Origin of the sequence: Enterocloster alcoholdehydrogenati, from assembly GCF_013282095.1 — a bacterium.
Taxonomy (GTDB): Bacteria; Bacillota; Clostridia; order Lachnospirales; family Lachnospiraceae; genus Enterocloster; species Enterocloster alcoholdehydrogenati.
In genome coordinates, this window is sequence record NZ_BLTJ01000012.1 from 13,928 (window position 1) to 37,875 (window position 23,948).

Below are 23,948 nucleotides of genomic sequence, written 5' to 3' on the forward strand. Positions count from 1 at the left end.
CAGATCTGCTCCGTTTTACGCCCTTTACCTGATTCCCGCTTTTATGGCCAGCTCTCGTCCCTGAGAAGCTTTTCCACAGATTTTCTGATGCGGCTCACTCTGGAATAGCAGGCTTTTTCTGAGATATTCAGGATCTGACAGACCTCTTCTGTGGATCTGCCTTCAATCAGCTTTAAATTTGCCACCTGCTGCCAGTTCTCCGGCATACGTTCAATGGCCTCCAGAATGGCAAAACATCTCTCCTTGCTCGCAACAAAGTCCGGAATACTCTGCCTCCCGGACTGTATCCTGAATTCTTCCATTATAAAATCCTCATCATCTACATCCTGACAGGGCTTATTCCCCAGTCTTCTGTGAAAATCCATACAACGGCTTTTGAGGATCCGTCCCAGCAGTATTTTCTTTCCCTGCTCCGACTGCTCAAGAGAATAGTCATACTGAGCAAACGACACGAATGTATCCTGAACTACATCATCAATATAGTCAGGAGGTATTTCATACTCATAGGCAAGACGCCTTAAAACCCCTTGATACTTCAGATACATCCCCTCAAACTTTTCTCTGGACTCCACATCCATTTTTCTGCTCATCGCTGTCTTTACAAGCTGTCCTTTATCCTCTGTGCCAGCTGAGCAAGTTCATCCCCTGATGCCGTTCCCGGCGTCCAGCCCACGATTGAAGGCCCTCCCTCATAGCGCGGGATCACGTGCATATGAAAATGCATCACCGTCTGTCCGGCAGCCTCTCCATTGTTCTGAACCAGATTAAATCCAGCACAGCCCAGGCTTTTTTTCATCGCTGCGCCGATCTTTGCCCCAAGAGGAAGCACTCTGGCAGCTGTCTCCCCGTCCAGTCCGCATACATCGGGAAAATGATTCTTCGGCAGGATCAGAGCATGGCCCTTTGACGCAGGCCCAAGATCCAGTATCACCCGGAACATATTATCCTCATATACCGTTGCTGATGGTATCTCTCCGTTTGCGATCTTGCAAAAAATACACGTATCATCTGTCACTTTGATTTCCTCCTCCCGCGGCTTTCGCCGCAGCAATCATTTTTCTGAAACTGCCCTTTAAGGACTTTTCTGAATCCGTTCAGACCACAGTCCCAGATACAGCTTGAAGCATACCTGAAAATAATCTCCCCCCGCAGCGCAGTGAACAGCAATTATTTCCAGATATGCTTTATATAGTAGCATAGTTTCCATTGCTTGTTAAGTAAAATTCTTGTATTGGCGAGAAATTCTCCCCTTCCCCTGTAAAATTTGTGTCAATTTGTAAAATTATGTAAATAGTGCACATAGAGCCAACCATAAATCGTGCAGTATAACATAACTATTTAGGGCATAAACGGATATCGGCTTATATCAATCAGACTGCTTCCACAAGGCTCCAGTTCCGCTTCTTACGCCCGAAGCAGTAAAGCAAAGACGCTGCGTCTGTCCGTCTACAGCGCTCCGTCGCCCGTATATTTCTCATAGTTTAAAACGGTTCCGAAAAATGCCAGAGCCATTCCCTGCCCCCATCCCTGAATCCAGCGTTTTGAGATACTGCGGTAGCCTTCCCTGTCTTTCATCACTGCCGTTCCTCCAGACACGTTCATGACTTTCCCATCTTCAGAAATATTTTCCAACACTCCCACAACCGCCCTGTTAATATACTTAATGTGAAGAGGATTTCCCTTCAGGGCCATCGCTGCGGCAATCCCTGCGGAAGCGGAAACCTCTTCATAAGACTCAGGATCATCCAAAATAGTTCTCCAAAGGCCCTTTTCTGTCTGCAGAGTCTTTAAGGCAGCCAACTGTTCATTCAGACTTCCCACAATCTCCAGGTATTTCGGATACAGATAACACTGAGGAAGGATATGAGCCACCTGTGACATGGTGAACGCCGCCCAGCAGTTGGCCCTGCCCCAGTAAAACCCGCTCATATGATTTCCCGCCATATTGTCATAGCCATGATACCAGAGGCCGGTACGCTCATTCTGAAGATACTGAATATGCCAGTACCATTGATTTAAGGCGTCATCCACCAGCTCTGTCCGGTCAAACATAACCCCTGCGCGAAGCATGAAAAACGCCGCCATAAACAGGGTGTCCGCCCAGCATTGCTCCGGGAAATCATTGTTTGCGGAAACAGTGTGCTGAAGCACATGATCCCCGAACCGCAGTGCCCTGCAGCTCAGATAATCCAGCTTTTCATCTATAATCTTTTTATAAATCTCATCCTGAGTTTCCCTATAAAGGGTCAAAAGCACATGGCCCATAGAGCAGGTATTCACCGTAAAGCCAGGAAGTCCCAGAGAAATCAGTTCGTCTACCCGTTCCTTTACAATATTCAGATATTTCTTATTCCCTGTTGCCTCGTAAGCCTCCGCCATACCGTAATAGGCTACGCCGCAGGGCCAGTCCCAGGTCATATCCATATTCATGGTGCGCTCTGCCATTTTATCAATCGCAGTCTCAATCACTGCCTTATCATAGTCAAGTTTCATATTCGTCCTTTCCGGTGCTCCCTTCTTTTCATCAGGCCCTTTTTATCTCTGTCATCCCTTCAGCCCGGAAGTGCTGATTCCCTCTACCAGATAGCGCTGGAAGAAAATGAAAATCAGAACCGAGGGAAGAATAGAAAGAGAAGCCATTGCAAACATGGCCCCGTAGTCAGAGGATGAGCCAGGATCACAAAACAACTTTAACGCAAGGCTGACCGGATACCTGGCCGACTTATTCACATACAGCAAGGCGGAGAGAAAATCGTCCCATCTCCACATGAAAGAGAATATTCCGCCGGTCACCAGAGCCGGTTTGATCAAAGGCAGAATGATCTTTGTAAAAACAGCCGCATAGGAGCAGCCATCGATCTTTGCCGCCTCATCCAGATCCCTGGGGATACCCGAAATAAAGTTTGACATCAGGTATACGAAAAAGCCCTGAATTGCAAAAAAATACGGTACAATCAGAGGCATATAGCTGCCTACCCATCCCAGCTTCTGATACCACAGATACTGAGGGATCATCAGCACCTGCGCCGGGAGCATCATAGACAGGAGCATGGCGGAAAATAAAAGTTTCTTTCCGCGGAACTTAAATCTCGCAAAGCCGTAGGCAGCCACAGCGGAGGACATCACCGTACCGATGGTAGCCGCCGCAGAAATAAAGAGAGAGTTCTTGAAAAATACTGCAAATGTTACTTTTGCAAACCCCTTCCAGCCATTTACATAATTTTCAAAGGTAAAGGTTTCAGGAATCAGACTGCCCGCTGTCTGGAAAATGGTGCTGGTCGGCTTAAAGGAACTCATGACCATCCATACCAGGGGATAGATCATGATCAGACCAAAAATAAATACCAGTATATGATAGACTGCCCCCTTGACTGCTCTTTTTTCTTTCATCGCCTATCCCTCCTCATATACCCAGAATTTCTTAGTTGCAAACAGAATCAGGGTGATTGCGCCGATGATAGCCAGCATGACCCATGCAAGCGCTGCGCCGTATCCTGTGTTGTAGAACTCAAAAGACTGCTGGTACATATATACGGTATAAAACAGAGTGGAGTTCATGGGCTTTCCCTGGGTGATAATATAACTCTGGGTAAATGCCAGGAAACCGTTGATCATCTGCATAACCAGGTTAAAGAAAATGGTCGGTGTCAAGAGAGGAAGGGTGATACGGAAAAATTTCTGGATCCCATTGGCCCCGTCTACCTCAGCCGCCTCATAAAGTTCCCTTGAGATCTGCTTTAAGGCAGACAGGAAGATCAGCATGGAGGAGCCAAACTGCCATACAGCCAGCAGAATCAGCACCCAGATAGCGGTTCTCGTTTCGCCCAGCCAGGCAAAGGTGGTTTCAATGCCAACCATTCCCAGCAGGCGGTTTATTACGCCGTCAGTGGCAAACATTCTCTTCCACAGGATGGCTACGGCTACGGATCCTCCAATAATGGACGGAAGATAGTAGGCGGCCCGGTAAAAACCGCTCATCCTTGAATTTTTTAACAAAAGCATCGCTACCACCAGCGCAAATATCAGCCTTAAGGGAACAGATACCAGAGCAAAATAAAAGGTAACGCCAATCGCCTTAAAGAAAGTTTCATCCTGAAACATTTTCACGAAGTTATCAAGACCCGTGAACACAGGCGGGGAAAGAATGTCATATTTGCAGAATGAGTAATAAAGGGAAATTCCCATGGGAACAATCATAAACAGCAGAAATCCGATCGTAAAGGGAAGCGTAAAAATAATGCCTGCGGTACTTTCTCTGCTCAGGGCTTTTTTGAATGGATTCATCCTATTTCCTCCTCGGAAAGATTCTGCCTGCATACGTGTAAACGCAGCAGGCAGAGCCTTAAGAAACCTGTTTTATTCCTGTCTGCTGAAATCACAGCCCATTATTTGGACGACATAATCTCATTTCCCTTTGTAAACAGTTCCTGTGCTGCCTCTTCAGATGTCATCTGTCCATATGCTACCTTTTCTTCCAGCTGTAATAAAAGCTCTGTCACCTCGCTGGAGCCATTCGGCATCGGAGGATCGATCTGTGAAGAGGCCGGAGATACGACTTCGTTGATAAATTGAATGCTGTCCTGAATGGCCGGCTCAAGACTGGGTGACAGTTCATCGGCTACCTTTTCAGACAGCGGCACACCTCGCTCAGCCAGGAGTATATTGTTGGCATCCATGCTATTGGTCCAGTAATCGATGATCTTGACTGCCTCTTCCGGATTTGCTGTATTGGCAGATACGGAGAAAAACTGCGCCGGCTTTAGGAAGTCGGACTTAGCCGGATCTGCGGACGGCCAGGTAGTGATGCCGATCTCAGGCATATCCTCCGGCTTGCAGTTTTCATACGCGCCTATCTGATTAGACCAGCAGAATACGCACCAGGATCTGGAATCCTCACTTGCGCCGTAAACAAAGGGATCCTGCTCTACAGAGCCTGGGGTGATCTCCGCATAAATACTGGGGTCTACGTGCCATCCCTCCTTTACGCCATCCTCAAATACTTTGAACATAGGAACGAATTCGTCTGCACTTTCTACATTTAATCTGCCTTCGCCGTACATGGAATGTCCGTTTGCGCGAATCATGTACTGAACAATTTCCTGAGTAACGCCGTATGCCATATTGGTACGGTATCCCGTCTTTTCCCTGATGGTCCTGCAGGCCTGAATGAACTCATCCAGCGTCATATTATCTTTAATGGTTACGCCTGCAGCATCTGTCACTGCCTTGTTATACAGTAAAGACGGAGCATTGATTCCAATGGGCACCGCATAAAGCTTTCCATTTACTTTTCCTGAATTTAATACATCCTGGTTAGCGTCATCCAGATTAAGCGTTCCATTCTCCAAATAAGGCGTCAGGTCTAAGAGCAGATTGTTCTGTGCATACTGATCCAGATATGCGTAATCCATCTGGATCACATCAGGAAGAGAATTTCCCGCGGACGCCGTTGCCAGCTTATTCCAGTAATCCCCCCACTCAGAGAACTGTCCATCCAGAGTTACTCCCGGATTTAACTCTGAATATTTATCCAGAGCCTCCTGCGTTCTCTCGTTGCGAACCTGGTTGCCCCACCACGCAACGGTCAGGCTCTTTTGGCCGCCTGTTTCCGTTCCCGAACCGGCCGCCTCAGTCTTTGCACCCCCGGCATCAGCTGTATCTGATGAAGAATTTCCTGCGCATCCGGCAAGGCTCACAGCGGTCATCAATCCGGCCATCACTAATGCAATGCTTCTCTTTTTCATAAAAATATACCCTCCTGTCCTCGCAGTGTACACAGAGCATTGGCCAGTTTCTTTCATGATCCATTGACTCTGTACACATCCATCTTTACTGAACTGTCAGTTTTATTATACGCTCCCTCTTCCATATTCTGTAATAAGTAAAACCGACATTCGTGTTCACAAAACAGACCTGTTTTCTGTATTGATTGCATAACTTCTGATTTAAATGTATACTTAAGCTGTACCTGCAGCGGGGTTTTTTATCCCTCTCTGCCGAATCTTTTCATTAAAAGCTCTGTTTCCGAAAGGGGGACTTACATATGGCGCACTCTCTGAAACGCTTTTCAGGCTCCATAGGCCGAACCATCCGGTATAAATTAAATAATCTTCCCCTGTTTCAGAAAATGCTGTTTATCGTCTTAAACAATGTTTTCCTCATCGTAGTCCTCTCCCTCTTAAGCCTGTGCCTGTGTGCCGCGGCCTACAATAGGCTGCTTTACCAAACCACCGCTGGCAACCTGACCCACTCTGCCTATACAATTTCTGACAGCCTAAAAAGCATCGAGGCAGTATCCTCCTCCATTATTGCAGCGCCGGAAATCCAGTCCTCTCTCTCAGATATTGCCGAATCAGATGACCGGGCTGCCTGGACCAATGCAAACAGGATCATAAACAATTCCCTGCAGATGTACCATTCCTCCGTGAAGGATAACGGCGTTTCCTTTCTGATGATACAAAATGACCATTTTCATAACTCCACCTATACTGTATGGAAAAACAAGCTTTCTCAGGAAAGCCTGCAGGCAGCCGTCCGTGCGGCAGAAGGTAAAAAGGGCGCTGCAGCCTGGATTCCGGCAGATCCCGGCAGCAATGCCCTTCTGATGAGCCGTGAAATCCGCAAAATAGACAACGTTGATTTAAGTCATCTGGGAACTCTGATCATCTATGTCGATCTGAATCAGATCATACGCAAGGCCAATGCGGCCGCCGCCCAGTTTTCCGACAGCCAGTACATCCTCTGCACCGGGAACAGCCAAATCTATGTGCCAGAAGCATTTTCCAGAGAAGAAATAGAAAAGATTGTCTCCTCCTCTCTGGAAAAATACCAGACTCTGACGCTGGATTCCCACTCCTATTTCACAGTACGCAACACCATCCCTGACTATGGGCTGGATTATTACAGTCTGGTATCCTATGATGAGATTACCCGCACTCTCCATTCCTCCATGGCTTTTATCTTTTTTATGCTGTTCGCGGGCGTAATCCTGATCGTTGTAATATCCTACTGCCTGATCCGCTCGATTTTAAAGCACTTCAATATCCTGATCGGAAAAATGGATACGTTCAGCCGGAACGAAGCTGCCCTTTTAAGCACAAAATACGATTCTGACTACGCCTACCGCAAAGATGAAATCGGCCGCCTCCATCAATGCTTTGAACGCATGACCGAGAGGATTCAGCACCTTGTAAACACCAATTATGTCAATGAAATCCTGGCACGCGAGGCTCAGATCAAGGCGCTGGAATCACAGATCAATCCCCATTTCCTCTACAACACCCTGGAATCCATCAACTGGAGGGCAAAGGCAGCAGGAAACCGGGAGATCTCCCTGATGACAGAGTCTTTGGGAGCTCTTTTGCGAGCCGCCTTAAGCAACAAAAAGTCCCTTGTCACACTCTCCTATGAGCTGAATCTCATCCAATGCTACATCACCATACAGCAAATCCGGTTTGAGGAACGGCTGGACTACCGCACACAGATACCGGAGCACGTAAAAGACGCCCTGATTCCACCTCTTACTTTGCAGCCTCTGGTGGAAAATTCCATTCACTACGCCCTGGAAGAGATCATGGAAACCTGCTATATCACCATTATGGCAGAAGCAATCCCAGAGGATGCTTGCAATTCCACTCCCCGGCTGCGGATTCTGGTCAAAAACAGCGGATCCGCCTTTGACGATAACCTGCTGGAGCTTCTCCGCACGGAAAGGAAACAGCCGAATCGTTCCGGTATCGGACTTTTAAACATTGACAAACGTATTAAACTTCTGTTTGGCGATGCATACGGCCTGTCTCTTTATAACGAAGAGGACTGCGCAGTCGCCGCCATTATCATCCCATACTGCACGGAGGAACCTGTATCATGCTGAAACTGATCATTGCCGATGATGAACGCATCATCCGGGAAACCATTTCCACCATCATTGACTGGAAAAAATACGATATTGAACTTGTGGGGCTGTGCAGAAACGGCCTGGAGGCCTATGACATGATCCTGGACGAGTCGCCGGATATTGTGCTCACAGATATCCGTATGCCCGGAATGGACGGCTTAGAACTGATCCGGCGCATTTATGAGACAGACCTAAATACCCAGTTTATCATTCTCTCCGGCTATGGAGAGTTTGAATATGCCAAGGCAGCTATGAAGTACGGCGTCCGTCACTACCTGCTCAAGCCCTGCAGTGAAATACACATTCTGGAAAGCATTAGGGACATCGCCCAGGACTGCTACCGCAAAAACAGTTCAGAACGCTCCTATCCCGCCCTGAACAGCATCCGCCACAATGTGATCTTTACCATGCGGTCTGTCAGAACCGCCCCTATGATGAAATCATGCAGGCCTACGATCCATATATGGACTTTTACTTTTCCTCTTATCACCTGTTTTATATATTTTTTCTGGGGTTTGAGAATCTGGAAGAATTTTTGCAGCAGCTAAAACAGTATGCCAAAAACCGGTTCCCCCAGGTAACCATCCACGGGATCTACGTCAACTATACTCTGATGCTTTTCTTTAAGGAATTTGCGGGAAATTATCAGGATATGTCCCACTTTTTTTCCCATATGCGGCTTGCCGGACACAGCGCATCTCTGGAAACAGAGGATCTGTCTTTTAAAAATCTTCAAAGTCTCCTGCAGACTGCTCTGGATAAGGTTAGACGGTTCAGCATGATCTACTACATAAATGACTTTCACATTCTGTCCAGCTGCAATTACAGCTTTATTATGGATGAGGCAAATAAGCAGCTGTCCGCGTCTCTTCAAAGCGGCAGCACAGAGAATACGGACAGCCTGATCAGCCTTCTGTCCGAGGTAACAGATTTGTCCTTTTTAAAACAGCTGTCCAATTCCCTTATGTTGGCAATCTCTGCTGCTGACAGCCGTCTTTCCACCGTAGAGCTGACAGAATGGCTCCTTAATGTAACCCATGAGACCCAGCTGGAACCATTAAAGCTTACTCTGGTCGAAAAGCTAAGAACACTCCTGTCTGCCAAACCCGAAAAATCAGCTGTCAGCGCTATGACAAAGCAGATCCGTGATTATGTAGACCAGCATCTTTCCGATCCCAACCTTACGTTAAAGGGAATTGCTGAACAGCATCTGTTTATGAATACCGATTATGTGAGCAAAAAATTCCAGAAGGAAACCGGCACCAGGTTCTCCAACTATTTAACCAGCGTCCGCATCGAACGGGCCAAGAAACTTCTGGTTTCTGCGGGAAGCGATAAGATCCAGACGGTGGCGGAACAGGTGGGCTGCGGAAATAATCCTCAGTATTTCTCTCAGCTCTTTAAGAAAAACACAGGAGTAACCCCAAGCGCATATGCGGCCAGGCTTCACGGAGAGGGATGACGGACGGCGTTTTTCACATTTCTCCTTTCCCAGAGTCTCCGGCGCGCCGCTGTATGAATTTGCCCATACAGCCGGCTGATGCTAATTAACGCGTTTCCTGACACTCTGCCTGTATTGAAGAGGCGTCTGGGCGGCAGTCTGACGAAATACCCTTTCAAAGTATGGAAGGCTTCCAAAACCAGTCTCCATGGAAATCTCAGTGATAGACATAGAGGTTTCCCTAAGCAGTATCTGGGCTTTTTTTATCCGGCAGATATTTTGATATTCACTGACCGTGAATCCGGTCACCGTGCGGAAAATCCGGGTCAGGTAGGAACGACTGATAAAAAAATGGGCTGCCAGATCGTCCAGACACAGCTTTCTGGCCGAGTTATTCTGCAAATAGATAGCAATTTCATGAACCTTCTGATACATTCCCGTATGCACCAGACTGCTTTGTCTGGGCTCCTTCCAGCCTTGTGCTTCCTCCCTGCTCCTTACACGGATCAGAAGAAGGAGAAGCTGGGCTGTATAGAGGCGGATCATGCCTTCTGCCGCTCTTTTTTCCGCCTCTGATCCGGAGAACCTTTCTGAAGTTCCAATGCAGCTCAGCTCAGATTTAATCCTTTCCAGCAGTTTTAATACCTGATTCCACTCCGATTCAGAAAAATGAATGATCCCCCTGTACTGCTCTCCAAATTCCAGAAGTCCCTGAAAGCCGCAAAGCCTTATAATTTCACTTAACGCCCTGCCCTCCAGCTGCAGGAGGAATCGATGATGGCGTGTCTTTGTCCCTGCGGGACAGGTTTTATGGATCTGATTCTGATCCACTAAAATCCCCATATGATCCCTTACATGATAAGTGTCCTGTTCTACAAAATAAAAGCGCTCACCTTCCAGAAGAAAATAAAGCTCAAGACTCTCGTGAAAATGGCGGCTGACCATGGAAAAGCTGTGGTTTCTCACCGCCTCTTCTGCGAAAATACCGGGTATCTCTCCCTGAAACAGGATTTCCTGTCCGCATGGAATCTGGCAGGCGGGGAGGTAAACCGTATCTGCTGCATCCAAAGACGTCTCCAGATAAGAGGCTGTTGTCCGGGCCGTTTTCTCAGATAAACTTCCTTTTATTTCCATATCCTGCTCCTTTGGCCAAATCTGTTTTTGACTGTAGTATACCACAATTTTTTCGCTGTTTCTTCCCTGTCCCCCTATATTTGTATCTGATAAGATAATTTTTTTTAAAAAATGGCTGATTTTATTAGCAATTAACACCCCTATTCGGTACAATACCTATCAAAAGCAAGTTGCGTGTGGCCTTAAAACCAGGCGCAGCGTATCATATTTTGCAGGAGGGTGCAATTCATGAACTACAGCAAAAACAAAGTTTCCGACATTCAAATCGCTTACATCGGGGGCGGTTCCAGAGGCTGGGCCTGGACCTTTATGACTGATCTTGCCCTGGATGAACAGATCAGCGGAACCATCCGTCTTTATGACATTGACCGCAGCGCTGCCGAAAACAATGCAGTCATCGGCAATCGTCTTATGAGCCGCGAGGACGCAGGGGGTGACTGGAAATTTGAGGTGAAAAACAGCCTTAAGGAAGCTCTCACCGGCTGCGATTTTGCCGTGATCTCTATTCTTCCCGGCACATTTGATGAGATGGCCTCTGATGTCCATCTTCCGGAACGTCTGGGAATCTACCAGTCTGTCGGCGACACTGCCGGACCCGGCGGGATGATCCGCGCCCTGCGCACGATCCCCATGTTTGTGGAAATTGCAGAATCCATTAAGGCCTATGCCCCCAACTGCTGGGTCATCAACTACACCAATCCCATGTCCCTGTGCGTCAAGACACTGTACCACATATTCCCGGAAATTAAGGCCTTTGGCTGCTGCCACGAGGTATTTGGCACCCAGAAAGTGCTTAAAGGCATCTACGAGGCAGAAACCGGCGACACCGCGGACGACTGGCACGATGTCCATGTAAATGTAGTTGGAATCAATCATTTCACATGGTTTACCGAAGCCAGCTATAAGGGGAACGACCTGTTCCCGATCTACAGACGCTATATTGACAGCCATTTTGCAGAAGGCTATGAACTGCAGGGAGAAAACTGGATGAACTCCTCCTTCCAGTGCGCCCATCGTGTAAAAATGGATCTCTTTAAGCGCTACGGCCTGATTGCCGCCGCCGGAGACCGCCATCTGGCTGAGTTTATGCCCGGAAATGAATATCTGAATGATCCTGAAACTGCAGCCGCCTGGAAGTTCGGCCTGACCACCGTAGACTGGCGCAAAGAGGATTTGAGAAAGCGTCTTAAACGCAGCCGCAGACTGGCCTCCGGCGAAGAAAACATCCAGCTGGAGCCTACCGGTGAAGAGGGAATCCTTTTGATTAAGGCTCTCTGCGGTCTGGAACGCGTCGTAAGCAATGTAAATATCCCCAACAGCGCCCTTCAGATCTCCAACCTGCCCGCTGACGCTCTGGTAGAGACAAACGCCCTCTTTGACCGCGACAGCATCCACCCTGTAGCCGCAGGCGCGCTTCCTGCGAATGTAAAAGACCTGATTATGCCCCATATCAAAAACCATGATCGGATCTTAAAGGCAGCTCTAACCTGCGATGAAAACCTGGTGGCAGAGGCCTTTATGAATGATCCCATTGTAAAGGGAAAAGCTCTCTCCAAAGAGGACATACGTACCCTGGTACATGATATGCTTCAAAATACAAAGGCTTATCTGCCTGAAGGCTGGAGGCTGTAAAGGCCTATCTGAACTGCAAACAACAATGGGGGGGGATTCACTGCACTGCCAAACACAGGGGACAGATTCTATTTCCAGATAAAGCACAGTTCTGCGATCTGAACCTGATCCCCCTCCTTCAGCTGTGCCGTGCCGTTGGCTGCCAGACAGACGCCTGCCACGGTGGTTCCATTAGTGGAATTTAAATCTGTAACCGTGAAACAGTCTCCCTCCCGATCCAGCCGGATGTGAAAGCGGCTGACGGTGCTGTGATCCAGAATATAGTCCGCCAGATCTCTGTGTTTTCCAATCACAAAGGGATAATAGGGAATTTCGATGGATTCCCGGACAGGATCTGCCGAAACAAGGCAGTGGAGAGGTTCTTCCGATGACGGTTCCGCCAAAAGCACGGTCTGAAACTCTTCAGGAACAGAACTTTTTACCGCCGTGTTTTCACGGACAGGCGGTTTCCTGTCCTCTGTTTCATCCATCACATTCCCCAGCGGATCCTCATCCTCTTCCTCGTATAAGATACGCCAGGGATCCTCCTCTTCCCCCATATTCTGACGCTCCTTTTTTCCAAAAAGGCTTTTATTTCCGGCTATAGTACCTGCAGCTGTCACCACTGCTGTCAATCCAGCGGTCAGGCCGCCCGCTCCTGCCAGAATCCATTTTACACTCATCAGGGTACTCCATCCCCGCAAAAGCCAGATCCCGCCTGCTGCCGCAAGGAATATAGCTGCAGCTGTCAGAATGCGACGCAGCAGACAGTACAGTATCCCTTCTGTTTTCTTATTTTTTTCGCCGTTTCTTTCTGCATCCGGCTGTTGTGTGCCTGGAGCCTCCCCAAATTCCTTTTTCTGTTCTCCCTTCTCATTCAACGCTATCTTCTTTTCCTTTACCATCTCCCGATCTTCAGGCTTCTGACGGTCAATTTCACGTTCCCCTGTCTCACATCCTTCTCCTGTTACAATTTTTACCAGATCCTCTATTCCATAATTTTCCTTAAGACTTTCCTGATACAGACCATATGTCAGAACCACGCAGTCCCTGTCCCTGTGATCCACCTGTTTTAACAGGTACTGCAAAAAATGGCTGAATCTGGATGAAAAATCTCCTGTTCCTCCTGGAATGACACAGATTCCCAGTTCAAAGCATTCCGGCTCCACATAGATCAGCTCCGGCTCCAAAAGGATACCCCCGCTTCTCAGGAGATACTCCTCCATCTCTTCCAACGTCCGGTATATCTGCCAAAACAGGCTCCGAACTTCCTTTGCAGTCACCGGATGATTTTCCAGCAGCCGTTCCAGCGGCTGCCGTGAGGTAATATCATAGCAGTACAGCGCCTTTCCCTCCCTGTATCTGACCTTCATGGGAAGAAGTCCCCGAATCCTGTTTTCCTCCAGCATCCCCGCCTCCCATACCCCATCCTCCTGCTGCTCCGCCCCTTCCGGCTCCACTGTCATGTAGCTGCGTTTTGTCTCACGGATATAACGGATCTTCATTTTTATCCCCCAGCTTTTCTATCAATGTGATCTTCCGTAAAAATGCCTCCGGACGAAACCGCTGTCCCTGAATTTCCTTTTCCCAGTTCCCGGCGGCTGCCCTGCCCCGGACAGTTTTTCTGTTCTCATCCAGATATACCCGGTAGCCGCTCAGACGGAGCCTGGCTCCCCGGTTCGCCTGGAAAAAAGATGCCGCCTCTTTCAGATCCAGTTCCTTTTCATGCCGGCTCTTTTCCACTGCTTCGTGGATCACCATCGCACCTGTAACCTCATCATGTATCCTTCCAGCCTCCATGATCATAGTCCCAAGGCCAAAAAGAAGAACCGCCATCACCCCCGCTGCCTCTATGGTCAGGCTTCCCTTAAAATATCTCTTTTTCACAATCTCTCCCCTCCCTTACCAAAACAAAACCAGCACCGCCACCGGAAGTACAAAGGGAAGAAACGGAAGCCTTCCGCCTTTGACAGATCCGGCTCCGCCGCACAGTATCTGCCGTATCAGCAGAACCGCGCTTACAGGAAAACATAAAAATAATGCGCCTGTAAACAGAAATACCGTTTTAAAGAAACCGAGATAGCATCCGGCTACCAGAAAAAAGAACCCGTCTCCCTGCCCCACCGCCTCCTGCGTTATACAGGAAACACACAGCAGAAATACTCCAACAGCAGCAGCGCCCAAAAGCTGCTGCATTGTAAATGCCATTCCTCCTCCAAACGGCCATATCCCCGACCTTACAAAAGCTGCAATCAGCCTCCCTGTCTGCAGAAATATCCCCACTGCTCCCCCAGCTACAAATACTCCCACATGGATAGATCCGTATTTTATATCCTGATACGCTGCAAAAGCAGTAAAAACAAGAAATGCTGTCAGAATTGCTGTTTCAAACCACTGTTTTTCCACTTATTGCCTCCCTCCGCAATATGAACAGGCTCCCAGATGTTCCACCTGGCTTAATGGCACTGTCTGTACAAAGGCTGTTATAGAAGAGCACCTCCCCGTAGCATGATAACGCGTCCCCCAGGGCATCACAAAAAACGGCCCTTTGAAGGAAGCAGCCTGACAGGAAGAACAGGGATGATACCGTTTTCCATCCTGATTGCGAAGATCCTCTATCTCCCCTGCTCCCACCTGCTTCAGATCATTATACAGATAGTGACAGTCTCGTTTTCTGTGATATCTGGTAGAATCCCGGCCAACATAGACCATCTCCTCTTCCTCAGGCGTTCCGCCTCCATCCGCTCCGCCGCGGTTTCCCCCTGCTCCGGTCCAGAGCCGTCTGCTGCAAACTGCTTCTGCCTCAATACTGTCTGTACGGAATATGGAAAACGGCAGCAGCATCCTGTACTTCATCACAATCCGAACCATCTCATCCGTGCCCACCTCCGTTCCCGAAAATGACACATCCCGTACCCATTTCCCATTGATTCTGCCCAGAACAGCCGCCCTGACATAGGCCTCAGCTGCCCCTTTAAAAAACAGGCTCATGTCCTCTGACTCCCCATCATCCCGATCGAGATCTACAGCCTTCTCCTTTCCTTTATTCATCACATAGACCCCATAAGCATACTGGCTGATATCCTCCCCTACCGACTCTACTACAGACTGGATCTGCCGCTGACGATCCATCAGCTGCATGGGGATCAGCAGAATCGCACAGAAAAATACAAACAGCGGAAATACAAGAGCCGCCTCCAGTGTAAGACTTCCCTTCGCCTCTGTGGATAAATGCCTTTTCCTTTCTTTCCGCCAAACCATATTTGCCTCAAAGGCCCATGATGACACCCTTTTTCCAGGCACAGACCGTTTTCCATACATTCTATTTATCCTGTTTCGTACTTGGAGAGGTGCGATTTTCACTAAACATTTTTGCTGATGGGTCACTGTCTGCCAGATCATTTTTGATTCGGAGTGTCGTGCTAAAATATGAACTTTATAATTATGCCGGAAAAAGGGCATCATCACAGGCCTCCTTTCTTGCAGGTGTACTCCCAGAATAAAAAAGAGAGCACACCCCTTATTTTTTATAATGTTTTCTTATTGCCGATTATCCTCCAGATAGCTTCCTGACACCTCCATCCGCAGTTCTCCCGCTTCTGTCCACGGCCCGCCCGAAAAAAATACAGGTTTTCCACAAACAGCTGCCTCCATATCCACTTTACACACACAATGAGACATCCGAAAACCCGTCTGATTTCTGCAAATCTTCATCTGCATCACATCCATCATTCGATAGACGTATTCTGTACAATAGCCCGCAAACAGCATCAGCCGAAGATAACCCTTGTGATCCAGCCCCGTCCCTTCTTCTTTGGCAGGCAGTTCCGGCAGGCGTCCTTGAGCCCCTATGCGCAGCAGTCCCTCCAGGTCGAGCCGCCACTGGGATCGGCTCTTAACAAGAGGCACCCTGCCGCCTTCCAGCAGGCACCGCACATCCAGCAGCGCTTCTCCCAGAGCCCATATTGTCATAATAAAAAAAGATACTACTGCTGCCAGAGGTGCCATCCCCGTTCCCCCTGCAATGGCCATTCCAAGGGTTCTGGCCTCCTGGCGTTTGACCGGATCCCCCAGTATATGGGCCAGATTCAATCCCTGGCGCAGAGCAGTCAGACGGAGCAGAGATGCCTCCAGATTGTCGCGATCTCTCTTCTTTCCATACAGGATATATTCAAGCTGATAAAATGAATGTTCCGGCAGCTTTGTCTCAAAGGCAGAAAAATAGCGGATCGCATATTCTGACACCAACAGACGATCCAGGAGGTTTTGTACGCCAATCGGCGAATGTCCTCTGACTCCACCTGACCTTCCCCTTTCCAACACCGTTGTTCCCGCACCTGCTTTTTCCGATTTAGCCTCTTCGGACGGCAGTTCCCTCTGATCCAGTTTTTTCCCGGACACTACCGTTTCTGGCGGAAGAACCAGTTCCAGAATACCGCCGGCTGCCAGGTCTCCTATCCGTTCTAACCACCCTTCTTTTTCCTTATCCCTTATTCCAAATTCCATTCCAAGACTCAGCATGGGATATCGGGAAAAGCGTCTTCTGACAGGATCCCAGAGTTCATTTTCATCCAGTTCATCCTCCTCGTCCTCCGGCTCCCAGTTGTCAATATAATCTATAATATCCTCTGCCTCTCCAATCAGCTGCTCCAGAAAAATAATGTTTTCCCTGCTTTTCTCTTCCAGCGCAGCAATTTCCATCCGACGCTCCCCATCGCTTCTCGTGTAGGCCTCATACTGATCGAGTTCTTCCTCCAATGCCTTTCTGGAAGCGCTGCTTAGATCCTCCTGGTTCTCAAATTCCTGCCGGCTCTCCTTAAGTTTTTCGTTTAAATGGTCTGCTTTCTTCTCATATCCATTTACCAGAGAAGGCAGCTGCTTTAATGCCTTTATCATATCCTTTGCCTGCCGTATAAAGCCGTCCCCATCCAGCCCATTCAGATACTCCATCCCCTGGTTCCATCCCTCTTTCTGGCGGATCAGCTGGGCATTTATCTTTTCCAGAGCTTCTTCTACCCGCACTGCCTCTCTTGTATGACCGTCATAAAGGCCCGAAAGCGCATTAACTCCCTCTGCATCCTTCATCTGCTCTAATGTCTCCAGTGCCCCTCCTTCCTCCATGCCATCCCAGATCATACCGATCAGACCATATTTCATATAGTCTAAAATCTCCTGCTCAAAATAAGCTCCATCTCCTTCTGTAAGCGTCACTGCATCCCTGCGCGAGACACTGGTCAGCTTCATAGGATACCAGTTTTTTGCCCTCCTGTAAGGTTCAAAAAAAGCCTTAAATTCTTCCTCCAGTTTCCCATCCTCCCCCGTTTCCAATCCCAGAAGCCTGTATCGTTCCCAAAGCTCTCTGTGATACTGGGCCATCACCGAATCCATAGAGGAATCCACAGCCATCCGAAGGTACAGCCTGGCCCCTGTGTCCCTGACCGATTCCACTGTCACCAGAAGAAAGCTCATGATACTTATCAGAATCATAGTCAGAAAAACGGTCACTTCCCCCCGGTACCGCATCAGTAAACCTCTTTTGATTTACTGTTGATCTGCTTGAAAATACTTTCCAGTAAGGTATTGATCTGTTTCTTGAAAATGATCACAAGCCCGATGAGGACCACCAAAATGAGCACCAGTTCGATTACTCCCACCCCTGATTCATCGGAGGCAAATGTCTGTATTTCTTTCATTGCTCCCATATCTGCTGTATTTTTCCTGTCTATCTGTAATCTCATACGCAATTCCTCCCGATTCATACGTTTATCTTCTAACAAAATGCCAGCCAAGCAGGGACGGCGATCATCACCATGACCACTGCCAGCAAAAGAAACAGCGGAACCAGCAGTTTTGTGCCCGCCTCTTCACCCAGCCTGCGCGCCTGATGCTTGCGTTCTTCAAAGGCCTCTGCCATCTCAAGGCGCAGCCGTTCCCTTAAGTTTCTGGAACCGTTTTTCCGGTTCTGTTCTAAAAGTGCGGCAAGCTTCATATACTGCTGCAGGCCGCATCGGTTCCCAAACTCCCGAAAGGCCTGAGCCTCAGATATGCCGCTTTTTATCTGGCTGCCAGTAAGGTACATTTCTTCATAAATATATCTCTCTGTACGGTCTCCCCGCTCCACGGCCCGCCTGTACTCCCCGCAGATCCGTTCCCAGGCGCTACGAATACTCATCCCCGCCCCCAGAAAAATGATCAGCCGTGATAATACCTCCGAATAATCCAGAAGCATCTGGCTGCGGCGGTTTTTCTCTCTTTTTTGCAGATCGTTTTTCTCCTTCACAGACATCACAACTGCCCCTAAGACGCCCAGACCAGCCAGTGTAAAAAACGGCGGCGGACCATCATTAAGAGTGTAGGACAGCTTATCTTCCCCTAAAGCGGCAGGAAGAGAAAATTCGCGTTCAAAGCGCCCCGCTTCTTCCGCTCTGCTTATCTGTTCTTTCAGATTCTCCATTGCCTCCTGAGCCGGTGTCAGAACAGGCGGCTTTACAGTGACCGGGATCTCATATTCCCTGGGCCACCGGCTGTCCGTCAGGCGCAGATGGAGAAGAACCCGCTCCCCCTCCTCCGAAAGCCCTCTGCTGTGAACCTGACCCGTCGTCTCTAATATTTCCGGGGACTGAGACTGCCAGATGAGACTTACACCGTATTCAGCAAGCTCTGACACCAGATTCATATCCGTCCGTATCTCATCAAACGATTCATTTTCCCCAAGGATCTTCTGCGGCAGCTCCTCCATAATCCGGTCATATAAGGCCTCTGCCTCTTCTTTCGTATACGCTTCTTCCCCCAGAACCACCTCCAGCTCCTCTTCATTTTTCTGCCCTGCCAGACCTGCCACCTTAAGAGAATATATCTCCTCTCCCTGGCCCGGCGGACTTCTCTGCATTGTATATCCATCCTTAATCACAGGATCAATCCCTGCAAAATACTGAGACGCCGCTCCCAGAAAAATCCCGGCAGCCACACAAATCAGCTGTTTTTTCCACCGTTCCAACCCCTTTATCAAACGGTCTTTCTTTTTTCCTGTCTGTATCCCAATTTTCTTTGCGGGGAGGTCTCCGGCTGATTCCCTGCGCCAGCCTCCCCTGGTCTGCCGGCCCGGCACCTGCACTCTTCCCTCCTGTCTTTTCTCTGCCATATCCTATTACCCCCTACACCTCAATCTCCAGTATCCGCTTAGACAGAACCGCTGCCCCGGCATACATCACCAGACAGGCAGTCATAACCAGACGTCCCGGCAGCGTGCTGTACATGATTTCAAAAAAGCCTGGGGAGGTAAAATCAATATAGAGCACAATTGCAAAGGGAATCCCATTCATGATCTTCTGCTCAAACATCCGGGCAGCCGTCATGGTATGAATCTCCTCCTGAACCTGAATCTTATCCCGGATGATTCCGGCGGTCTGGCCAATGATCTCCACCAGCTCCCCTCCGCTCCTTCTGGCCGCCACGAATACCTGCGCGAAATGATCCACATCCTGAATCCCGCTGCGCTCTCCAAACTCCATCAAAAGCTGCTCCACCGGCCGATTGATCCGCACTCCCGCCGTCAGCCGTTCAAATTCCTCTGTAATCATCCCTTCCCTTCCATAAAGAGTTTCCAGCTCTCTGGTACTCATGGCCAGACCATTTTCCAGCGAATATCCGGCACTTAAAAAAGAAGCTAATACCTGTATCCCCTCTTTAAACTGCAGGGTCAGCTGCCGAAGCCGTTCCTTTTTAAGATCCCTCTTTTTATAAAACGGATACATAAGCCCCAGAGGCGCCAGAAAGACAAAGGCAATCCAGCTTCTGTAAAATACATAGGCCGTCAGCCCGCAGACTCCCAGTCCCGAGCACCCAAGCAGCAGATATTCCCGAACTGTCAGATGATACACCCGGTAATCCGTTCCATCCGGCGCCCGCGCACCCGGACCTGCAAACCCCCGGAAACATTCCCGCAGCGCTCCTTTTCTTATCCCTGCCCCGGGGTCACCACTGCTCATCCGCGCCTTTCTCCCTCTGGCAATCCCCTGCATCTCCAAGTTTTTCCCGATTTTCAAGTTCCCGGATCTTCCTGAGTTTTCCTGTTTCCCTGTCATACCTGTACAGCTCCTTTATCTCTATCTCTCCATCCCGGATTTCTCCGATCTCCGCAATGGAAAGCACCTTTCTGCTGCCGTTTCTCAAACGCCCCAGATGAACCATAATGTCAATAGCTGATGCAATCTGACTTCTTACTGCCTCCAGGGGCAGCCTTGCTCCCATCATCACCATTGTCTCCAGCCGGTTTAACATATCTCTGGCCGAGTTGCTGTGCCCGGTGGACAGCGATCCCGGATGGCCCGTATTCATAGCCTGAAGCATATCCAGGGCCTCCGCCCCTCTTACTTCTCCCACAATAATCCGATCTGGATTCATACGTAAAGATGCCCGGATCAGCTGGCTGATGGTAATTTCTCCCTTTCCCTCCGTATTGGCATCCCGCGTCTCCAGACGAACCAGATTCGGTACCTGAGAGATCTGCAGCTCCGCTGAATCCTCAATGGTGATCACCCGCTCCCTGTGGGGAATAAAAGAGGACAGCGCGTTTAAAAAAGTGGTTTTCCCCGAATTGGTTCCCCCGCTGACGAAAATATTGTATCTGGCTTCCACCAGACGTTCCATAAATCCCGCCGCCTCTGCCGTTATGGCCTCCAGACGAATGAGCTTTTCCATGGTAATAGGCTCTGGAAACTTGCGGATGGTCACTGCCGGCCCGTCTAGCGCCACGGGGGGCAGTACAATATGCACTCTGGATCCATCCTCCAATCTGGCATCCGCAATAGGCGAAGACACGTTGACCACCCGGTTCACCCGCCCCACGATCTGCTGAATAATATCCTCAAGCTGTTCCGGTCTATCAAACCTCCGATCCCACAGCACAGTTTTTCCCCCTCGTTCAAGGAAGACCTTCCCTGCTCCATTTACCATGATCTCCGTTACCTCATTGTCATCCAGAAGCTCCTGAAGGATATCCAGACGGCGAAAGCTGTCATACAGACTGTTTCTCAGCCACAGCCGTTCCTTTAAAGACAGGAATATTTCCCGTCCTTTCCTGCTGATGGCCCCATCTATCTGCTCATACAGCTCCTCATCCTCCATATGGCTGCGCTCCTGAAGCTGTTCCACAATCATCTCCCGAAGCTCACTGCGTATTCCTTCCCGCCTGTTCCCATCAGCCATTTCCCAGGCCCCCCTCCAAAAGGCTTCGGACAAAATCGCCCATCTCACCCCAGAGCAGTTTCTCCATATAGTCATCAAGACGTCCATATCCACGGATCACCGGAAGCTGAATACGCTGTATCTTTTCCTTTAAAGAAATGGCTCCGGCCGCCCCAAGATACCGGTCAAAAGCCTCTATTTTCGCCTGAGAGACCGGATCCTTCAGCACCGGCATATACACCCCGTCGCAGCCGTCCAGCAAAGCAGCCGATCCACGCCCCATATGCCCCAGATCCACTACAATCCTGCCGTATCCGCTTTCTCCTGCAATTCGCCCAAACACCTGCGCCAGCTCCTCCGGCTCCATCTGATCCAGATCCTCCCCATATGCCGCCGGAGGGATCATATCTACCTGCCCCACAGAACATACTATCGTCCGCAGCTTCATCCAGTTAAATCCGCCCTGGCGGCAAAGATATAGCACATCTGACAGATCCCGTGGGGCCTGGCCTCCCAGGATAGCCTCAAATCCTGCAAATTCTTCCAGACTAATAAATAGTACAGGCCAGTTTTTGGAAAGAACCTGAGCAAGCGTCAGGGCAAACGCGGTTTTTCCGCAGCGGTTTACCGGCGAATAAACGCCCAGTATCCGGCCTCTGGCCCCCGCAAGAGCTAAGGCCGGTTCCGGCGGCGCAGCGCAGTAGCAGGTCATCACTTCTCTTAAAATGCTGTCTCCTGACTGATACTTGTAAATAGATGGATTCTCCTTTTCCATGGAAAATTCCCCGCCGCACAGCACCATTTTAAGTCCGGCCCGAACCTGATCCGTCTGATTTTTCACCCCCTCTCCCGCCAGCAAGATCTCAATTTCATGCTCATTCCCATAAGCCTTCAGCCGTTCCAGATCAGAAAATGCCATTGCTGTAAAGGGAATGGTTTCCCGCTGATTCACATACTCCGCCAACCGTTCTGCATAAAGCGGGTCTTCGTCGTACACTGCCAAAATTTTTACCATAAATCCTTCCTCCTGTTCTTATCAACATCCCCAGAGCGCCGGTATTTTAGAGTCTCTGCCACAGTTCTATGGCCGCCGCGCCTGCAAAGAAACAGGCCCCCAGAGGGATGACAGGCCCTCTGCCGTCCCGATCAGGTTCGTAATAGCGTCCAACTGTTCCAAACTGAATTTTTTGCCTGATATAGGCGGATAAATAAAGAAACCTCTGATATGTACTGCCCTGACGCAGCATTTTTCCAAGAGCCAGAACGGCTCCTGCCGCAAAACCAGCGCTTATAGCCGCTGCTCCATCCTTAAATCCAAGCCATGCGGCCAAAACAGCCGCCATCTTCACATCCCCTGCCCCGATCATCCCCCATCTGTAAACAGGAAATCCCAGCGCCACTACCATTAAAAACCGGATCAAAAAGCCCGACAGCACTACTATGCTAAATGGCAGACCACCGGCCGACGATGCCGCCATGCCCCCAAAAGCTGCGCCGCTCACCCCAAAGGCTGCCGCAGCTCCTGACACCAATGACACCGCCAGACACCCGTTAGGGATCCGATACTCTCTCACATCCCATACCGCCGCCACTGTCAGCGCGCTCCAAAATACACACCTGCATACAAAATACAACAGACATTCCCCCTTTTTGTCCAGGCACCTGCTTCTGAGTGCGCTGCAGAGCATACGGATTGCCGCCCCTCAGAATAACCGCGTTATCCTCCTTCAAAACAGCTGCACAATATACTTACAGCCCTGCACTCCTGCGTCCATTTCCTGTAAAAATAAAAACATCCCGGAATTACTCCCCGATACGGGGTTCATTTTCTCATAAATTAGAAAAGTAGAATAAACAGTAACGATTCAGAAGATTCCTTCGATGCGAAAACAGCTGCAAAATCATACTTATAAACGAGCTTAATACCTGTTTTCCCGCCATTCTGAACAGTTACAGTAAATAAAAGAATTTTGAAATGAATGTTACTACATTATGCCCCACCCCTGTCCAAATGTCAACCCTGAATTTATATTTTTTTACCGTTTTTTTCTCTGATCGCAGTTTTTCCTAAAATTGTGTCGTTTTTATAAACAATTTGTCGATTGTTTTCTATTATTTTTTGTATATTTTATCTATTTTTCCTTGACCCTTCCCCCTCCCAATGGTAAAATAATATTAGTCCAAATTTTTAAACCAAAGGAGGCAAAACCAATGACCACTGCACAGGAGCTGCAGGAACACTTTCGCTCCTGTATGCCTATTTTCATTGCCCTGGGCGATGAGGTTCGGCTTTCCATTATTGAAGCACTGACGGAAAATGCGCTGAGCCAGGAACATTCCTCCGGCCCTGTGGATTTTGCGGATCATGCTATGAATGTAAACGAAATCACCCGGCGCACCAGCCTGTCCCGTCCGGCCATCTCACACCATTTAAAGATCCTGAAAGCCGCCGGACTGATCGGAGTCCGCCAGGACGGCACTGCCAATTACTATTATCTTACCCTTCGGGTTCCTACCAGACAGCTGATGAAGCTTGGCTTTCGAATCGAGGAATTTATATTATAACCAAAATCATTTACCCGCTGCTGCATAAAATGGAATATTACGGATATACTGTTCCTGTCACTGACAGCTACCGCAGCAAAACGCCGGCCCAGACTGCCGGCCTATTTGGAGATG

The 23,948-nt window shown here is 49.0% G+C and carries 23 protein-coding genes; 5 read left to right on the top strand and 18 right to left on the bottom strand.

Annotated features, from left to right (window positions below; genetic code table 11):
* Positions 1 to 41: 41 nt before the first annotated feature.
* The 6 genes from HW447_RS13545 to HW447_RS13570 form a co-directional block, all read right to left on the bottom strand.
* A complete protein-coding gene (locus tag HW447_RS13545; RefSeq protein WP_176255765.1) occupies positions 42 to 578 on the bottom strand; it encodes an RNA polymerase sigma factor in 537 nt (178 codons plus the stop codon).
* 20 nt (positions 579 to 598) lie between these two features.
* Complete coding sequence (locus HW447_RS13550; protein ID WP_176255676.1) at positions 599 to 1,015, bottom strand: HIT family protein; 417 nt, start codon at positions 1,013 to 1,015, stop codon at positions 599 to 601.
* A gap of 431 nt (positions 1,016 to 1,446) precedes the next feature.
* On the bottom strand, positions 1,447 to 2,493 hold the full coding sequence (locus tag HW447_RS13555) for a glycoside hydrolase family 88/105 protein (RefSeq protein ID WP_176255677.1): 1,047 nt from the start codon (positions 2,491 to 2,493) through the stop codon (positions 1,447 to 1,449).
* Positions 2,494 to 2,544: 51 nt separating this feature from the next.
* Entirely contained in the window at positions 2,545 to 3,390 is an 846-nt protein-coding gene (locus tag HW447_RS13560) for a carbohydrate ABC transporter permease (RefSeq protein WP_176255678.1), read from the bottom strand.
* Positions 3,391 to 3,393: 3 nt separating this feature from the next.
* Positions 3,394 to 4,284 carry a carbohydrate ABC transporter permease gene (locus HW447_RS13565; protein ID WP_176255679.1) on the bottom strand — a complete coding sequence of 297 codons (891 nt, stop codon included), beginning with the start codon at positions 4,282 to 4,284 and terminating at the stop codon, positions 3,394 to 3,396.
* Between the two features lie 101 nt (positions 4,285 to 4,385).
* Positions 4,386 to 5,744, bottom strand: a complete 1,359-nt coding sequence (locus HW447_RS13570) for an ABC transporter substrate-binding protein (protein ID WP_176255680.1) — start codon at positions 5,742 to 5,744, stop codon at positions 4,386 to 4,388.
* A 299-nt stretch (positions 5,745 to 6,043) separates the two neighbouring features.
* On the opposite strand from HW447_RS13570, the gene HW447_RS13575 reads away from it, so the two are divergent.
* From HW447_RS13575 to HW447_RS18535, 3 genes are read left to right on the top strand one after another with little or no spacing between them, the layout of a single operon-like run.
* Positions 6,044 to 7,873 carry a sensor histidine kinase gene (locus tag HW447_RS13575; protein WP_176255681.1) on the top strand — a complete coding sequence of 610 codons (1,830 nt, stop codon included), beginning with the start codon at positions 6,044 to 6,046 and terminating at the stop codon, positions 7,871 to 7,873.
* Positions 7,867 to 8,445, top strand: a complete 579-nt coding sequence (locus tag HW447_RS18530; protein ID WP_330589216.1) for a response regulator — start codon at positions 7,867 to 7,869, stop codon at positions 8,443 to 8,445. Before HW447_RS13575 ends, HW447_RS18530 begins: the two co-directional genes overlap by 7 nt.
* Positions 8,433 to 9,359, top strand: a complete 927-nt coding sequence (locus tag HW447_RS18535) for a helix-turn-helix transcriptional regulator (RefSeq protein ID WP_330589217.1) — start codon at positions 8,433 to 8,435, stop codon at positions 9,357 to 9,359. The genes HW447_RS18530 and HW447_RS18535 overlap by 13 nt, the downstream gene beginning before the upstream one ends.
* 81 nt (positions 9,360 to 9,440) lie before the next feature.
* On the opposite strand, the gene HW447_RS13585 is transcribed toward HW447_RS18535, so the two are convergent.
* The gene (locus HW447_RS13585; RefSeq protein ID WP_176255682.1) at positions 9,441 to 10,472 is read right to left on the bottom strand and encodes a helix-turn-helix transcriptional regulator; all 1,032 of its coding nucleotides are present in this window, start codon (positions 10,470 to 10,472) and stop codon (positions 9,441 to 9,443) included.
* Positions 10,473 to 10,700: 228 nt separating this feature from the next.
* Between HW447_RS13585 and HW447_RS13590 the strand changes: the two genes are divergently transcribed.
* Entirely contained in the window at positions 10,701 to 12,104 is a 1,404-nt protein-coding gene (locus HW447_RS13590; protein WP_176255683.1) for a family 4 glycosyl hydrolase, read from the top strand.
* A 68-nt stretch (positions 12,105 to 12,172) separates the two neighbouring features.
* On the opposite strand, the gene HW447_RS13595 is transcribed toward HW447_RS13590, so the two are convergent.
* The 11 genes from HW447_RS13595 to HW447_RS13645 form a co-directional block, all read right to left on the bottom strand.
* Complete coding sequence (locus HW447_RS13595) at positions 12,173 to 13,588, bottom strand: DUF6382 domain-containing protein (RefSeq protein WP_176255684.1); 1,416 nt, start codon at positions 13,586 to 13,588, stop codon at positions 12,173 to 12,175.
* Positions 13,566 to 13,970: a hypothetical protein gene (locus tag HW447_RS13600; protein WP_176255685.1), complete on the bottom strand. Its 405-nt coding sequence runs from the start codon at positions 13,968 to 13,970 to the stop codon at positions 13,566 to 13,568. Before HW447_RS13600 ends, HW447_RS13595 begins: the two co-directional genes overlap by 23 nt.
* Positions 13,971 to 13,985: 15 nt before the next feature.
* Positions 13,986 to 14,489 (bottom strand): prepilin peptidase, encoded by a 504-nt coding sequence (locus HW447_RS13605; protein WP_176255686.1) that lies wholly within the window; start codon positions 14,487 to 14,489, stop codon positions 13,986 to 13,988.
* Positions 14,490 to 15,404 carry a hypothetical protein gene (locus HW447_RS13610; RefSeq protein WP_243176306.1) on the bottom strand — a complete coding sequence of 305 codons (915 nt, stop codon included), beginning with the start codon at positions 15,402 to 15,404 and terminating at the stop codon, positions 14,490 to 14,492. It abuts the gene before it with no gap.
* 219 nt (positions 15,405 to 15,623) lie between these two features.
* Complete coding sequence (locus tag HW447_RS13615; protein WP_176255687.1) at positions 15,624 to 17,606, bottom strand: DUF5702 domain-containing protein; 1,983 nt, start codon at positions 17,604 to 17,606, stop codon at positions 15,624 to 15,626.
* Positions 17,606 to 17,785 carry a Flp1 family type IVb pilin gene (locus HW447_RS13620; protein ID WP_176255767.1) on the bottom strand — a complete coding sequence of 60 codons (180 nt, stop codon included), beginning with the start codon at positions 17,783 to 17,785 and terminating at the stop codon, positions 17,606 to 17,608. Before HW447_RS13620 ends, HW447_RS13615 begins: the two co-directional genes overlap by 1 nt.
* A gap of 68 nt (positions 17,786 to 17,853) precedes the next feature.
* Positions 17,854 to 19,224: a type II secretion system F family protein gene (locus tag HW447_RS13625; protein WP_176255688.1), complete on the bottom strand. Its 1,371-nt coding sequence runs from the start codon at positions 19,222 to 19,224 to the stop codon at positions 17,854 to 17,856.
* A 13-nt stretch (positions 19,225 to 19,237) separates the two neighbouring features.
* On the bottom strand, positions 19,238 to 20,071 hold the full coding sequence (locus tag HW447_RS13630) for a type II secretion system F family protein (RefSeq protein WP_176255689.1): 834 nt from the start codon (positions 20,069 to 20,071) through the stop codon (positions 19,238 to 19,240).
* Entirely contained in the window at positions 20,058 to 21,290 is a 1,233-nt protein-coding gene (locus HW447_RS13635) for a CpaF family protein (protein WP_176255690.1), read from the bottom strand. Before HW447_RS13635 ends, HW447_RS13630 begins: the two co-directional genes overlap by 14 nt.
* Complete coding sequence (locus HW447_RS13640; protein ID WP_176255691.1) at positions 21,283 to 22,284, bottom strand: P-loop NTPase family protein; 1,002 nt, start codon at positions 22,282 to 22,284, stop codon at positions 21,283 to 21,285. The genes HW447_RS13635 and HW447_RS13640 overlap by 8 nt, the downstream gene beginning before the upstream one ends.
* A gap of 46 nt (positions 22,285 to 22,330) precedes the next feature.
* Positions 22,331 to 22,903 (bottom strand): prepilin peptidase, encoded by a 573-nt coding sequence (locus HW447_RS13645; protein ID WP_176255692.1) that lies wholly within the window; start codon positions 22,901 to 22,903, stop codon positions 22,331 to 22,333.
* Between the two features lie 577 nt (positions 22,904 to 23,480).
* Here HW447_RS13645 and HW447_RS13650 point away from each other — a divergent pair.
* Positions 23,481 to 23,834: an ArsR/SmtB family transcription factor gene (locus tag HW447_RS13650; RefSeq protein WP_176255693.1), complete on the top strand. Its 354-nt coding sequence runs from the start codon at positions 23,481 to 23,483 to the stop codon at positions 23,832 to 23,834.
* Positions 23,835 to 23,948 lie beyond the last annotated feature (114 nt).